Origin of the sequence: Acetobacterium sp. UBA5834 (genome assembly GCF_002435675.1) — a bacterium.
Taxonomy (GTDB): domain Bacteria; phylum Bacillota; class Clostridia; order Eubacteriales; family Eubacteriaceae; genus Acetobacterium; species Acetobacterium wieringae.
Genome location: NZ_DJGY01000007.1, coordinates 42,246 through 57,364, shown reverse-complemented (window position 1 = coordinate 57,364; position 15,119 = coordinate 42,246). Strand labels below are relative to the sequence as shown.

At 47.4% G+C, this 15,119-nt stretch carries 13 protein-coding genes and 1 pseudogene; 7 read left to right on the top strand and 7 right to left on the bottom strand.

Going from position 1 to position 15,119, the window contains the following annotated elements:
- Nucleotides 1-42 precede the first annotated feature (42 nt).
- The 4 genes and pseudogenes from B3F51_RS01145 to B3F51_RS01130 form a co-directional block, all read left to right on the top strand.
- Nucleotides 43-537, top strand: a pseudogene (locus tag B3F51_RS01145) (Mu transposase C-terminal domain-containing protein); the annotation flags it as partial.
- Nucleotides 530-1,330, top strand: a complete 801-nt coding sequence (locus tag B3F51_RS01140) for an ExeA family protein (RefSeq protein WP_070370488.1) — start codon at nucleotides 530-532, stop codon at nucleotides 1,328-1,330. The pseudogene B3F51_RS01145 and the gene B3F51_RS01140, both read left to right, overlap by 8 nt.
- A gap of 191 nt (nucleotides 1,331-1,521) precedes the next feature.
- Nucleotides 1,522-3,663 carry a putative bifunctional diguanylate cyclase/phosphodiesterase gene (locus tag B3F51_RS01135; protein WP_286945003.1) on the top strand — a complete coding sequence of 714 codons (2,142 nt, stop codon included), beginning with the start codon at nucleotides 1,522-1,524 and terminating at the stop codon, nucleotides 3,661-3,663.
- A 120-nt stretch (nucleotides 3,664-3,783) separates the two neighbouring features.
- On the top strand, nucleotides 3,784-6,855 hold the full coding sequence (locus B3F51_RS01130) for an EAL domain-containing protein (protein ID WP_286945001.1): 3,072 nt from the start codon (nucleotides 3,784-3,786) through the stop codon (nucleotides 6,853-6,855).
- Nucleotides 6,856-6,896: 41 nt separating this feature from the next.
- On the opposite strand, the gene B3F51_RS01125 is transcribed toward B3F51_RS01130, so the two are convergent.
- Nucleotides 6,897-7,529: an NAD(P)H-dependent oxidoreductase gene (locus B3F51_RS01125; RefSeq protein ID WP_148637731.1), complete on the bottom strand. Its 633-nt coding sequence runs from the start codon at nucleotides 7,527-7,529 to the stop codon at nucleotides 6,897-6,899.
- On the bottom strand, nucleotides 7,526-8,029 hold the full coding sequence (locus B3F51_RS01120) for a flavodoxin family protein (protein WP_148637732.1): 504 nt from the start codon (nucleotides 8,027-8,029) through the stop codon (nucleotides 7,526-7,528). The genes B3F51_RS01125 and B3F51_RS01120 overlap by 4 nt, the downstream gene beginning before the upstream one ends.
- Nucleotides 8,030-8,402: 373 nt before the next feature.
- Between B3F51_RS01120 and B3F51_RS01115 the strand changes: the two genes are divergently transcribed.
- From B3F51_RS01115 to B3F51_RS01105, 3 genes are read left to right on the top strand one after another with little or no spacing between them, the layout of a single operon-like run.
- A complete protein-coding gene (locus B3F51_RS01115) occupies nucleotides 8,403-9,044 on the top strand; it encodes an ABC transporter permease (protein WP_148637861.1) in 642 nt (213 codons plus the stop codon).
- Nucleotides 9,041-9,925 carry a glycine betaine ABC transporter substrate-binding protein gene (locus tag B3F51_RS01110; protein ID WP_286944999.1) on the top strand — a complete coding sequence of 295 codons (885 nt, stop codon included), beginning with the start codon at nucleotides 9,041-9,043 and terminating at the stop codon, nucleotides 9,923-9,925. Before B3F51_RS01115 ends, B3F51_RS01110 begins: the two co-directional genes overlap by 4 nt.
- A 4-nt stretch (nucleotides 9,926-9,929) precedes the next feature.
- Nucleotides 9,930-10,874, top strand: a complete 945-nt coding sequence (locus B3F51_RS01105; RefSeq protein ID WP_286944997.1) for an ABC transporter ATP-binding protein — start codon at nucleotides 9,930-9,932, stop codon at nucleotides 10,872-10,874.
- A 95-nt stretch (nucleotides 10,875-10,969) separates the two neighbouring features.
- Here B3F51_RS01105 and B3F51_RS01100 read toward each other — a convergent pair whose 3' ends face one another.
- The 5 genes from B3F51_RS01100 to B3F51_RS01080 form a co-directional block, all read right to left on the bottom strand.
- Nucleotides 10,970-12,184: a cation:proton antiporter gene (locus tag B3F51_RS01100; RefSeq protein WP_286944996.1), complete on the bottom strand. Its 1,215-nt coding sequence runs from the start codon at nucleotides 12,182-12,184 to the stop codon at nucleotides 10,970-10,972.
- Nucleotides 12,174-12,527, bottom strand: a complete 354-nt coding sequence (locus tag B3F51_RS01095; protein WP_286944994.1) for a P-II family nitrogen regulator — start codon at nucleotides 12,525-12,527, stop codon at nucleotides 12,174-12,176. The genes B3F51_RS01100 and B3F51_RS01095 overlap by 11 nt, the downstream gene beginning before the upstream one ends.
- Nucleotides 12,528-12,650: 123 nt before the next feature.
- Complete coding sequence (locus tag B3F51_RS01090; protein ID WP_070371362.1) at nucleotides 12,651-13,370, bottom strand: amino acid ABC transporter ATP-binding protein; 720 nt, start codon at nucleotides 13,368-13,370, stop codon at nucleotides 12,651-12,653.
- 9 nt (nucleotides 13,371-13,379) lie between these two features.
- Nucleotides 13,380-14,060, bottom strand: a complete 681-nt coding sequence (locus B3F51_RS01085; RefSeq protein WP_070371316.1) for an amino acid ABC transporter permease — start codon at nucleotides 14,058-14,060, stop codon at nucleotides 13,380-13,382.
- A 184-nt stretch (nucleotides 14,061-14,244) separates the two neighbouring features.
- Nucleotides 14,245-15,030, bottom strand: coding sequence for an ABC transporter substrate-binding protein (locus tag B3F51_RS01080; RefSeq protein ID WP_070371317.1), 786 nt, complete (start codon nucleotides 15,028-15,030; stop codon nucleotides 14,245-14,247).
- Nucleotides 15,031-15,119 lie beyond the last annotated feature (89 nt).

The following is a 15,119-nucleotide window of genomic DNA, read 5'->3' as shown; positions in this document are numbered from 1 at the left end:
ACGGAACGCTTAACATAACCTTTGTTATGTAAAGCTTAACATAACAAGGGCAAAATCGAGCGCTTTTTCAAAACCGTCCGCAGTCGTTTCTATCCACTTTTGACGGATGCTGATCTTCTGGATCTTGAGGTCCTCAATCAACGCTTTGAGGCCTGGCTGGCCCGGGATTATCATCATAAGGTTCATTCGAGTCTCAATGAAGCGCCGATGGTCTTTTATATGCGGGGGAGTGACCGGATCAGGCATTTCTCTGATCCCCGGATCATTGATGAAGCCTTTCTGATCCGGACGACCAGAAAGGTCAAGTCGGATGCCACCATTTCCCTGCACAACGCTCTTTTCGAAGCGTCGCCGATGTTTATTGGTAAAAGCGTCGATATCCGCTATCCCAATGAATGCCCGGATGAGATCTATCTTTATGAAAACAGTGTCCGGATTCTTACCTGCAAAAAAGTCATCATGACGGACAATGCCATTGCCAAACGCAATAACAATCCCATCAGCTACAGCGCATTAGGCGGTGTGCCTCATGTATAAATCGTTTTTCGGGTTCCAGCAGGCGCCCTTTGACAAGGGTATTGATTCATCGATGCTCTTTCAATCGGAAGCTTACAGGGAAGTTCTGGCCCGATTGGATTATCTCAAAACCACCAGAGGTTTCGGTCTGATTACTGGCGATCCCGGGGTTGGTAAAACATCGACCCTACGAGTCTTTGCCGACAGTTTGAATCCGTCATTATATAAGGTCATGTATTTTCCGATGTCTTCCGGAACAACCATGGACTTTTACCGGGGTCTGGCCTTTTCGCTTGGGGAACAGCCGAAATTTCGCAAAGTGGAGCTGTTCTTTCAGATTCAGAACGCCATTACCGATCTTTATGATAAGCGTCGCATCACGCCGGTCTTTATCCTCGATGAGATGCAGTCGGCGACCGCCCAGTTTCTTCACGATCTGAGCATTATTTTTAACTTTGACATGGATAAACGTAATCCTTTTATCCTGATTCTCACTGGTTTACCAACGCTGGCCAACCGCCTGGCCTTAAACCAGAACCGGTCGCTGGATCAGCGACTGGTGACCCGGTTTCATTTCTCGCCGCTGACACCGGATGAGGTCCGGGACTATATCAAACACCGGTTTAAGCATGCCGGTGTTTCACGGAATCTGATCAACGAGAATGCTTATGAAGCCATTTCGTCATCCACTGGCGGTTATCCCCGATTAGTCGGTAATCTGGTTACCCAATGTCTGATTCTCGCCTTTCAAAAGCAAACCGATCTTATCGATGAAGAGATTGTTTTTGCCGCTTCTGCGGAAGCTGGGATTTAACGCCTGACGGCGTTACTTCCCTTTTTTTCTGGAGAAATAAAGCGTGATTATGTGATTAAAGACTGGCGTTTTATTTTCAACAACTCATAATTTTTACATTATTCCGTTCTTTTTCATCCGTTTTATTGTGATTAAACCAGTCCGAAATAATGTGAAAATTTACAACGGCGCAGGAGAATGCCTTAGGTTTGATGGTGGGGTTTATGATGCCTGTGGTGATGCTGCTGCATTTTAATGCAGAATTTAGCAATATTATCTGGCCGGTTCCAATCTTTTTTATGATGCTCACAGTGATTTTCAATAACCGGAATATATTTTTGGGTCTGGGATTCTTAACACTGCTACTGGAACTGATATTCTGGCTACTGCTACCGGATTATGGGATCCTTGTGGATCAGCGGCTCTATTGTTACCGGCTCTTGTTCTACATGATTGGCGTCGGACTGACCGCTATTATTACTCAGATTTATGTGTTACGACTAAAGGAAAACAGCCGACAGGATGCCTTTCAAAAAATGATTGCAAAGCTGTCGGCCGATTTTGTTACCACAAACCGTGATAATTTTGATGAGAAAGTCAATCGCCTGCTTGAGCAGAGCGGTCTTTTTGCCGGAACGGATCGGGTTTATCTGGGGCGCTTTTCCCGTCATGACAACATCGTTATATATTCCCATGAATGGTCGGGAGATGGAATCAGATCGCTGAAGAATTCAATTGAACACGATGAAGGCGAAGCACATCTGTCCTGGAGTATCAGCCAGATATTAAGAAATGATATCGTCTACATCCCCAGTGTTGATCGGCTACCAGCTGAAGCGGAGGCAGAGCAGTTGGCGCTTAAAAAGCAAAAAGTCCGATCCCGGATTCTGGTACCGATTCAGAGTAATCACCGTATTATCGGGTTACTGGGATTTGATGTACTGGATGGCCGCAAGGGTCTGAGGGGGATTAATCGGGATTGGTTGCAGCTGTTGGCTAATATTCTCGCTGACGCCATTGCCAAAGTTGATGCTGAGAATGATATGAATTATTTGGCTTACTACGATCCGCTCACCGGTATCCCGAATCGGTCGTTGTTTTTTAGGCGGCTGGAACAGGCTATCGATCTGGCCCGAAAAACCCAAAAGAGCTTGGGCGTAATATTTTTTGATCTGGATGGTTTTAAGGAAATCAACGATACCCTGGGCCATGACTGGGGAGACCAGTTACTATCCCGGATTGGCAAACGCCTGACGGACTGTCTTGGACACGTTGATCTGGTGGGGCGGTTTGGTGGCGATGAATTTTTGATTATGGTTCCGCAGATTTCAAAGCCCAGTGAACTGGAAAGAATGGCTGAGCAGGTGATGTCGATTTTTCATCGGCCGATGCTGGTAGCTGAACAGGAACTGTACCTCTCCGGTAGTGGCGGGATCGCTGTTTATCCTCAGGATGGTGAAACGGTTCATACCCTGATAAAAAATGCCGATCTGGCCATGTACGCCGCTAAAAAAAGCGGCAAGGGTCGGATTGCCTACTGTTCCGGGACGATGAAAGCAGCAGTTTTGGAAAAGATGACACTGACGACCAGTCTTCATCAGGCGCTGGCAAAAGGAGAGCTGTTGTTGCATTATCAACCGCAGATTTGTGCCAGTACCCTGGAAATAAACGGATTTGAAGCGCTGTTGCGGTGGCAGCATCCTGAGCGGGGACTGATTTCCCCGGAGGTGTTTATTCCGCTGGCGGAGCAATGTGGACTCATTAGCGGTATCGGTGAATGGGTTTTGAAAACCGCCTGTGCTCAGAACAAGTTGTGGCAGGATCAGGGCTACAAGCCAGTGCGGATGGGGGTGAACTTATCGGTGGAGCAGTTTCGCAGTTCCAATCTGGAGCGGATTATTAAGAATTGTCTGGCTGAAACTGGGCTTAAACCCCAATATCTGGAACTGGAAATCACTGAAGGGGTTGCCATGAGAAGCTCCCAGTACGTTATCCGGCAACTGCAAGCCTTAAAAAAGCTGGGCTTGGATCTCAGTATTGATGATTTTGGCACGGCTTTTTCATCGATGAACCGACTCAAGAATCTGCCGGTTGATCGGATTAAGATTGATCGTCAATTTGTCTGGGGAATCGGGGTGAAGCCCCGGGATGAAGTGTTGGTCACGGTCATGATCGATCTGGCCCGTGAATTGGGCTTGGCCGTCACTGCCGAAGGGGTGGAAACAGCCGAACAGCTGGCTTTTCTTCAGACACAGGGATGTGATGAAATCCAGGGATTTTATTTCTCCAAGCCGGTATCGGCGGCAGCAATTGAAGCAGAAATTTATGCCAGGCAGTTTGCCGGGATAAACTAACGGTAAGCGATGGGGCGAGTAGGATCGTTTGTCAGGAAGTGCGGCTGGCGCAAGAAAAATTTGCGTAAACGGCTAGCCAGGACCGGTTGCAAGTACATAAAAAGAGCGTAAGGGGATAAAATGCAGCAAACCCAAATTTCTATTTTATTCTATTTGATATTTATTCTATATAGCTGCCTGGGATTTTTCTGTTTGTTTCTCAACAAAAAAGAACAGCTCAATCAGGTTTTTTTCTGGTTATGCATGAGCTATGCGGTATGGGCCTTTGGCTTTGCCATTTCAAATACCCTAAGTGATGTCCAGAGTGTGCTGATCTGGCGGCGGATTGCGGCCCTGGGGTGGGGTGTTGCCTTTAGTGTGATGCTCCATTTTATGTTGATTTTAACCGAACACCAGCAGTGGTTGGGTAATCTTAAGATTCGAATTGCCATTTATCTGCCAGCAGTGATCACGATTGCAGTTTTTGCCCTGTTTCCCCAGCTGGCTGATGCCCAGTACAATCTGGTTCAAACCCCAATGGGATGGGGAAATATTCCTGTCAACAATTTCTGGGATATCTTTTACAATCTTTATTACCTGAGTTTTTCGTTGCTGACGCTGGGACTTTTGTTTCAGTGGTACCGGAGCACCCCAGACCGCCGAAAACAACAACAGGCATTTTGGCTATTACTGGCCTTTGCCATTGCGATCGCTATGGGCACACTCACAGAAATGATGGCCAACAACCTGCTGGCTTACCCGATTCCCTCGGTGGCACCGATTATTATACTGATTCCGGTGACGGCCTTTGCCTTTGATGTCAAGAAGTATAAACTGATGGTTCCCGAGAAATCAGACAAAAAAGTTAAGTTCAGTGAAATTCTCAGCGATGAAACCCATCGGGGCCTGTTTCGATCAATAGCGATGATTTTTGTGGTGATCAGCGTGATCAGTTTTGGAAATGCTTGTTTCTACCCAGTCCAATTATGGCGCTTGATGGTGATCAGCACCATCAATCTGGTTCTGGGGCTGTTTATTTACAGTCTGCCTTTTTCGGGACTGTCAATTGCCAATCAGGATCGGATGATCACGGCGTTGATGGCGGTGGCCATTCCGCTGTCACTTTTTCGCCCCGGTACCTATCTGACCAATGTAGTGTGGGCAGTGCCTCTGATTTTTTTATCAGTAACCATCGTTTTTAAACAAAAGAGAATGTTTATACTGTTGGCGACCGTGACCGTTATTAGTGGTCTGGTGATCGTCTTATGGAAATCCGATCAATGGGTCAATGTGGGCACCCGGGAATATCTGGCCAGACTTTTTATCTGCCTGGTGGCCATTCTCTTGGCGGGTTATACCAATCGCATTTATATTGCCAGACTGACCGAGAATAACCGCCAGATCAGTTTTCAAAAGATGATCTCCCAGGTCACGACTCAATTTGTGTCGGTGTCTGCCAGTAACTTTGACGAAAAAGTTCAGTATTTATTAAAAACCAGTGGTGAAATTATGAATGCCGACCGGGTTTTTGTGGGACGGTTTTTCGAGGATTCGGGTGAACTGCGCTGCACCAATGAGTGGCTAGCCGAGCCCTACTTTCCGTCGGTGAATCTTAACGAAGATATCCGGCAGACTAAGTTCCCCTGGTTTACCAAAACAATTTTTAATAATCAATTGGTTTATCTGCGATCCTGCGATGAACTACCGGCTGAAGCCCAACCGGAAAAAGCGATGATGGTGCAGCAGGGAATCACCGCAATGCTACTTATTCCGATTCAGAGCCGGGAAACAATCATTGGCTTTCTGGGCTTTGACAAAATCGGAAAAGCCAAAGTGCCAGCGCTGACGGATCCGGAATTGTTGCGCGTCTTGGCGAATACGCTGGCTGATGCCATCGGTAAGGTTGAGAATGAAAACGAAATTCACTGCCGGGCTTATTATGATACGCTGACGGGTTTACCCAATCGGGTGTTTTTTCATGAACAACTGGAAAAATCAATGGCTGCTATGAAGTCAAACGGTAGTCAGCTGGGTGTTATTTTTGTGGATCTTGACGGATTCAAGGAAGTCAATGATACCATGGGGCATGACTGGGGCGATCACCTACTTAACCATATCGGCCAACGGTTGTCAGACAATATGCGTAAAGGCGATTCTCTGGCCCGGTTTGGCGGAGATGAATTTTTGATCATGGTTTCACAGCTGAATCATAAGAATGAGCTGCTTGATGTGGCAAGGCAACTGATGGCAGTTTTTAAAGAGCCCGTGTGTCTGGGGGAGCAGGAGTTTTATATTTCGGCAAGTGGCGGAATCGCTGTCTTTCCAGAAGATGGGGAGACGGTTTCGGCACTGATCAAACATGCCGATTTGGCCATGTATGATGCCAAAAAAAATGGCAAGGGACAAGTAGTGTTTTGTTCTGAGGAGATGAAAAATTGTATCCGGGAAAAAATGATCTTGACCAACAGTCTCCATCGGGCTCTGGAGCGGCAGCAACTAGCGCTTTACTATCAGCCCAAATTTGATGTAAGCAGCCAAACGATGGTTGGCTATGAGGCTCTGCTACGGTGGCAACATCCGGAACTGGGAATGATTCTTCCAGGGGTATTTATTCCGATTGCCGAGCAAAAAGGGTTGATGAGTGAAATTGGCCAATGGGTATTTAAGACTGCCTGCGCCCAAAACAAAGCCTGGCAGGCGCAGGGATTTAGGCCATTGCCGGTAGCGGTCAATCTGTCGGCGGCGCAATTTGACAATGATCTGACTGCTATTGTTGAGAAATGCCTGACCGAAACCGGCCTGGCCGGGCAATATCTGGAGCTGGAAATCACCGAGACCATCGCCATGGCCGAATCTTGTGGGGTGATTCTGACCCTCCACCAGCTTAAGGCACTGGGGTTGGGCATTAGCATTGATGATTTTGGTACCGAGTTTTCGTCCTTGAACCGCTTAAACGACCTGCCGGTGGATCGCATCAAAATCGATGGTTCCTTCATCTGGGGCATTGGAATCAATCCCAAGGATGAATCGATTATTTCAGTGATGATCCATCTGGCCCAGAAGTTGGGGCTTCAGGTGGTAGCCGAAGGTGTGGAAAGCCAGGCACAGCTGGCTTTTCTAAAAGAAAAAGGCTGTCATGAGGCTCAGGGCTATTACTGGGGAGAACCGATGACTGCAGCTGACTTTGAGAAGCAGCTGAGCTTAATACATTAAGCCATAAAGAGACCTCCACAGACGTGGAGGTCGTTGTTGTTTTAAGGTGCCAGGGTTAAGTCTTTTTTGCGCAAGCCGTGGGCCTTGCCTTGTTTGGTCCAGTCGTGATTGGCTCCCTGCAATAAGGCGAAACGGGGGTAGGTGGGGTTGACATAGAGGTTATCGCCGGATTGCCGATCCAGCAGATTATTGACAAAGGTGCTGTAAGGATGGGCCAGATTTTTTTTCGTTCCATGTCCCATCGGGACATCTTTTGCCAGGGCGATCATTAGACCAGTTCCGATACCGATGCCCTGACCCCATTTTAGATGGGCCCGGTTGGTCCAGTTTTTGATCATGGCGATGGTTGTTTCGTTTTGAATCCCTTCATAGTGGCCATTGTTGACGATGGCGTAAACAGTTATGGGATGCGGCGATTCAACCAGGGCTTTTTCCAATTGCATTAGGCAGTGAAGCATATGTGAGGGGATTCCGCCCATATACATCGGCAGGGCAAAAACCAGGACATCACAACTGGCAATGTCTTCCAACTGGGTAGCACTCAGCATGGCATGATGCATCCCAACACGGACCAGATCATGATCGTCAGGGATCAGTCCTTTCAGTTCGTCAAGCAGCACTTCCGAGGTACTACCGATAGCTTTGGGACTACCGTTGATTAATCCAATTTTCATTGTCGTGCGGCCTCCATTTCTTCGAGATTTTTGTAAAAGCTAACAGTATGGGATTGGGCATCGAGGTCGACCCCGGTATACTCCACAAATCTTTCTGCCGTGGTTTTCTCCGGCAGGGTGATATCGTCACCATAAAACCGAACGGTTAGATTCACATGATTTTTATATCGGTCTTTCTGATGCATTTCGCCATCTCTGATTGTGAGGTAGGGTTGATGGTAAGGCAGGGTGCGGTCCAGGACGTTCTTAACAAAGGGGCTGAACCCCCCATAAAGGCAGCGACTAACGATTTCGACCTCGTCGCTTTGGGCCATCCGTTTTCCAATATCGCAAAAGTCATCTTTTATTTTGCAGAATCCCGGTGTTTCAACCCAGCAGCCAAAACAGCCAACACATTGGTGAATTTCCTGATCTTTTCCAATTAAGATTGCGTCGTCAGGATGATGTCCGAATAAACGATCAGCTTCACTTTGGTTTAAGTCGTGAATGATTAGTTTCATTGGTTCTCCTTTCGGGTGTGAATCTTAATCCTATTAGATGCCTACCCAAATGAATTAAAAATATTCACCTATAAATAAAAATTAAGCGGAATTATTGGCGGCCATTGGAACATAATGGGAGATGGTCAACCGTGTCAAGACGATCTTTGGAATTACCTTGTGTCAGACAAAAATATTTGGGTATAAACTAGAATGTCTGGTAATAACAAATGGAAGGCTGGGTTGTTTTGCCATTGGTCAATTAATGGCAGTAGCCATGCAGTCGTCTGGCAAACGATATTGAGGGTTTCCAGTTAAATCGGTCGGATTGATGGCAGTCGCTGACGACGGGGTCAAAATTATTTAAAACTTGATGAAAGAGACGGAAATGCCGATGGAATTCATTAAAAATTTAGGCGAATTGCTTAAGACCCGCAGCGACTTTTTTATTGAACTGCTGCTCCAGCATCTGGTGCTGAGTCTGATTGCGATTGTGATTATTACGGTAGTGGGGGTGACCACCGGGGTTCTGATTGCCAAATCACAAAAAGCGGCTAGCGTGGTGATTGGCCTGACGAACGTGCTTTATACCATTCCCTCTATTGCCATGTTCGGTTTTTTTGTCTCAATCACCGGCATCGGCAATACCACAGCGATCATCGCCCTGGTGATTTACGGGCTGCTGCCGGTAATCCGCAATACCTATGTGGGGCTCACTGAAGTAGATGATCAGATTCTTGAGGCGGCGGTGGGAATGGGTAGCACCCCCTGGCAGTTGCTGTCAAAGATTCAATTTCCCCTGGCCTTACCGGTGATTATCGCTGGGATCCGCAACATGGTGGTGATGACCATCGCTCTGGCCGGGATTGCTTCCTTTATCGGTGCCGGGGGCCTGGGGGTGGCGATCTGGCGGGGGATTACCACGAATTTTGATGAAATGACGGTGGCTGGCAGTCTGCTGGTAGCTCTTTTGGCCTTTGTAGCTGATGGCATATTGGGAATAATTGAAAAAAGATTATTAAGGAGGACAAAATGAAAAAGTGGATGGGTTTAGTATTACTCGTCATGCTGGTATTGTTAGCAGCCGGTTGTCAAAATCAGGAAAAGAAAGTAGTTATTGCGTCAAAACCGATGGCGGAAAGCTATATCATTGCTGAAATGATGGGCCAGCTGATCGAAGCCAATTCTGATATTAAGGTGGAGTATAAGATGGGCATTGGCGGCGGAACCTCCAATATTCAGCCGGCCATGGAAGCCAGCGAAATTGACATCTACCCGGAATATACCGGCACCGGCTGGCTGTTTGTTCTGAAAAACGAGCTGGTCACCGATCCGGAAGCCCTTTACGAAGGTGTTAAAACACAGTATCAGGAAAAATACAATTTTGCCTGGCTGGATCGCTACGGCTTTAACGACACCTATGCCCTGGCGATGGATAAAAGCAAAGCTAACAGCATGGGGATTAATACCTTTTCCGATCTGGCAGCCCAGAGCAATAACCTGATCCTGGGAGCGGAGTACGATTTTTACGAACGTGAAGACGGTTATCCCGGACTGGTTACAGCTTACGGTTTTAATTTCAAGGAAACCAAAGAGCTGGATATCGGTCTGAAATACAAGGCTATTGGCGAGGGCCAGGTGGATGTCATCAATAACTTTTCCACCGACGGACTGCTGGCCGAATATGATTTAAAGGTGTTAAAAGACGATAAGGGCTTCTTCCCGGCTTATGAAGCTGCCCCGGTGATCCGTCAGGAAATTCTGGATAAATACCCGGAACTGAAGGCCATTCTCAATCAGTTAGGTGGAAAGATTAATGATCAGGAAATGCAGCAGATGAATTATTATGTGGAAAAAGAGAACCGCGATGCCGGCGACGTTGCCGCTGAATTCCTGAAAGCCAAGGGCTTATTATAAGCCGATGATCGAGTTTCGTGATGTCAGCCAGCAGTATCAAGCCGAGAAACCAATTATAAGACATTTGAGCCTGACCGTTTCACAAGGCGAGTTTGTGGTGCTGATCGGCCCTTCCGGCTGCGGCAAAACGACCCTTTTAAAAATGATGAACGGCCTGATCAAGCCCGACAGCGGGGAAATCAGGATCAAGGGAAAAGAGCTCAAAGCGTGGGATCCGATAACCTTGAAACGCAATATCGGTTATGTGATTCAGCAGGTGGGGCTGTTTCCCCATCTGACCATTGAAAAAAATATTGCCTATGCCCTGGATATTCAAAAAGCCAGCGAAACAGTAAAAAGGGAACGGGCTCGGGAGCTGATTAAACTGGTCGGTCTGGAAGAAGATTATCTGGCCAAATATCCCAACGAATTAAGCGGCGGCCAGAAGCAACGGGTAGGTATTGCCCGGGCGCTGGCGGCGGATCCGGAGATTATTTTAATGGACGAGCCCCTGGGGGCGGTGGATCAGATTAATCGGGGGGTGCTCCAGGATGAAATCATCCGGATTTATCAAACCCTGAATAAAACCATTGTCTTTGTCACCCACGACATTGAGGAAGCCATCAAGCTGGGGACCAAAATTGTGGTGATGAATCAGGGCGAAATCATGGAAATGGGTTCCCGGGATGCCATTGTCTTTCACAGCAAGAGTCATTTTGCCGATGACTTTATCGGTAACAAGGGCTTCTTATCCTATTTGAATATTGTCAAAATCGAACAGGTGGTTTGTCCCTTTAACGGCAATGTCTCCGAAAAGGAGATAACCCTGTGGGTCAGCGCCGCTGATCCGCTGATTGTCGGGATCCGGATCTGTCTGGAAAACGGCGTCAATCAGATTGGCGTCCGGGATGGCGCCGGCCAAGTCGTGGGCGCCTTTGACCTGGGCTGTTTGTCGCGGCTGAAGTTTTAAAAAGGGCGTCAGCGCTTAGTGGCACCATGGCGTGGGAAATAAATTAATAATGGCGATGCTTCCGGTTATTTAAAGGAAGCATCGCCACTACTGGTTTAGGAATGAATTTTTTTAGGGGAAACCGGTCTGGTTTCGGGCAGTGTGATTTCACCGGCTTTGATCAGGGCATATTTGGCGGCAATCGGGCCGACCACCGAATAGATAAAGGTGGAACATAAAATAACGACCTGAATCTGTTCGGCATAAAGCGGCACAACCTTGGCGGCTACGACCACCAGTCCTAAAGCGACGCCAGCCTGGGGCATCAGGGTTGGTCCCATATATTTGCAGATATTTTCGTCCTGATGGGTGATTTTTCCGCCAAACCAGGCCCCGGCCATTTTGCCGATAACCCGGACGACCACATAGATGATCCCGATCAGTCCAATTGCGGGTAAGGCGGAAATCTGAAAGCCAGCCCCGGAGATGACAAAAAAGACCATAAAAATTGGTGGGGTAAAGGCATCGATGGTTTTCATCAGGGCATCAATATGATCGCGGTAAATGTTGACCAGGACACCGCCCAGGGCCATACAAGCCAGCAATGGGGAACCGTGAAGCAAATCAGCGACCCAGTAGGTCAGCAGAATCATCGCGATGACAATACAAATCTGATTGGAGGGTTTCTTGAAAAACCGAAAAAACAGCTTCATAACGATTCCGGCGACGGCACCCAGGATAAATGAAATCAGGATCTCATAAAAGGGGGCCAGAATCGAGAGGAGCAGATTGGTTTCGACCGCTGAATTCATGGCATTGACAATGGTTGCGGCAAAACCAAAGGTGATCAGAGCAATCGCATCATCAATCGCGACGACGCTCATCAGCATCGAAGTCAGCGGGCCTTTGGCATCATATTGTTTGATTACCATCATCGTCTGGGCCGGGGCGGTGGCGGCGGCAATGGCCCCCAGCATGATCGCAAGCTTGGGATCAAAACCGAAAAGCATCAGTACCAGGGTGACCAGAATTACCGCCATCAGGGCTTCCGCCGTGGCAATCACAACCGGAGCAATCCCGACCTTTTTAAAATAGTTGAGGTCAAACTGGCTGCCAATTGAAAAGGCGACAAAACCCAGGGCAATATCCGAGATCACCACAAAACCGCTGACCATATCCATCGAGATGAGATTGAGAAACGAAGGGCCCAAAATAAGTCCGGCAAACAGGTATCCGGTGACATTGGGCATTTTGAATTGTTTGGCCAATCGTCCCAGCAGGATTCCGGCTAACAACATAATCGCTATTTCAATGATAAGTTTAGCTTCCAATTGAACACAGACCTTTCGCGAAATCGATGGGGATAGTGAAGACAATGCCCGAATCCGGTTCATCCAGATGGGCGACTGTGGACTCAATCACTTCGACGACCTGGCCTATTTTTTTATCTTCGAGAATGACAAAAATTACATTACCTTGAGCCACTTCCGGATTGAGAAACGACCTTAATGAACTGAGAATCGGGATTTCATCGGCATCGTGGAGATGACTGAGGTGTCGGGCCATGCCCCGGCTTTCCAGCACTGTGGCACCGCATATTTGTTTGGACGCCAAGGCTGCCAGCAGTGCATCCAGTTTGTCCGGCTGACTTAAGACATAAACAAGTAACTTCATTGATTTCCTCCTCTTTTGATCGTGATAAAAATGTCTGTCGCTATCAGTATAGCACTTAATATCAAGAAGTTCAAAAAAGATTGGTTTGAAGAATTGACTGATGAACCCTGGCAAAAAGGAAACCTAGACTAAAATTTGCCCCAGAAAGTTCTGCAGTCGTTCGTTTTCCGGGCGATCAAAAATATCTTCCGGGGTACCTTCTTCAGCAATTAGACCTTCATGAATAAAGATGACCCGATCCGCCACCTCTTTGGCAAAGCCCATTTCATGGGTCACAATAATCATCGTTCGGCCTTCTTTAGCAAGGTCATTCATGACGCCCAGGACCTCGCCAACCAGCTCCGGATCGAGGGCCGAGGTCGGTTCGTCAAAAAGAATCACCTTGGGTTCCATCGCCAGCGAGCGGGCAATGGCCACCCGCTGCTGCTGTCCACCGGAGAGCATGGCCGGGTATTCGTTGGCCTTATCCAGCAGGTTAACCTTTTCAAGCAATGTCATGGCCAGCTCCCGGGCTTTCTTCCGATCCATTTTTTTAACCGTAATGGGACCTTCCATCACATTTTGCAGCACCGTCATATGGGGAAAAAGGTTAAAGCGCTGAAAAACCATGCCCACCTTCTGGCGGATTTCGTTGATCTCTTTGGCCGTTACCATTTGCCCATCAATATAAATTTCACCCTCGTTTTTTTCTTCCAGGAAATTGATACAGCGCAGCAGGGTGCTTTTTCCCGATCCACTGGAACCAATCAGACAGACGACCTCACTCTCGGAAACGGTTAAATCGATGCCACGCAACACTTCCAGTTCGCCAAAATATTTGTGTAAGTTTTTAATTTCAATCATGCTCATTGTTTACCTCTCATTCACTTTTAACTTTAATTCGACCTGACTGAGAACTTTGGTCAGTCCCATGGTAATAATCAGGTAGTACACTCCGGCGGTGAAATAAATCGGGAAGACATTAAAGGTGGCGGCGCTAAACTGACGGGCCAACAGCATTGTTTCGGTGATCGTGATCACACTGGCAAGGGAAGAGTCCTTGACGGCAATGATAAACTGATTTCCCAAAGCCGGGACTGATCGCTTAAACGCCTGGGGTAGCACCACCCGTTTCATGGCCTGCCATTTGGTCATTCCCAGCGAGCGGGCGGCTTCCCGCTGGCCGTAGTCGATGGATTCGATGGAACCCCGGAAGATTTCACTGATATAGGCGCCGTTGTGCAGGGCCAGAGCAATGATTGCTGATGGGAAAGCGTCAATCATAATACCCAGGCTGGGGAGTCCATAAAAGATAAAATACAGCTGCAGCAATAGGGGGGTTCCCCGGACGATGGTGATATAGACGTCCATGGTTTTTTTTAACCACTTATATTTGGTCAGTTTTAATACGGCCACCACCAGACCGATAATCATCCCCAGAATGATGGAAAAGAACGCCAGTTGCAGGGTTAAGATGACACCGGGGATAAACTTCGGCGCAAACTCCACCACGGTTTTAAAAAATTCAATACTATTGTTGATGACAGCATCCATGGGATACCTCCTTTTTTTGAATGAGTAGAAATTAGAATAACCATAAAATGATGACATCCGTGTCGTCTCGATAAAAAGACACGGATGTCACAGTTTTAGATTTTTTCATTCAGATCCACCCGGATCCGATTTAAATGGGTTCAGGCAGTTCGGTTAAGATCCGGACTGCCTGAATGCATAACGGTTATTTTTCGAGAATATTGATGCCAAACCAGCGGTTGCTGATTTCGGCGTAGGTACCATCGGCAATGATGGCGGCCAAAGCCTTGTTGACGGCTTCCAGCAGCTCCTTATCATCCTGACGGATCGCGATGGCGATATTTTCGGTATACAGCAGATCACCGACGGGTTCAATGGCAACGCCATAATCAATCGGGGCTCGGGCGCCAACGACCTTGCTGGTCACCAGCCCATCAGAACGGCCCTGATCGACACTTTTGAAATTATCGACGTCACTCTGGAATTGAAGAATTTCGGCAATATTTGTCATGCCATCCAGGTATTCATGAAAGGTGGTACCGGTAACGACGCCAACCTTACCATTTTCCAGTTCATTGATGCTATTTAATCCCGAACCGGCTTTGGCAAAAAACTGTGCCCCGTCATAGTAGTAGGGATCGGTGAAACTAACCTGTTTCAGACGTTCCTCTGTCACCGCCATACTGCCGATGATCATATCAAAACGATTACCGGTCAGACCGCCGATGATACCGTCCCATTCGACGGTAATGGGCTTGGCCGTAACCCCCATTTTTTCGGCGATGGCAGCAGCAATTTCAATATCAAATCCGGCCAGTTCACCATTTTCATTGATATAGTTAAACGGGGGATAAGCTCCGGTCATAGCAAAGGTCATCTCACCTTTTTCGATAATCTTTGAATAGGTGGTTTCGTCAGCAGATGCTCCGGAACAGCCACTTAAAATACCGACCAACAGCACCCCTAGAATCATCATCATTAACTTTTTCATTTCTTCCTCCTGAATAAAATTAGTAAATTTATATAAACTTGATTTAATCCTTTATCGATTGAGTGATTAAAATCAAGGAAAAGCAATAG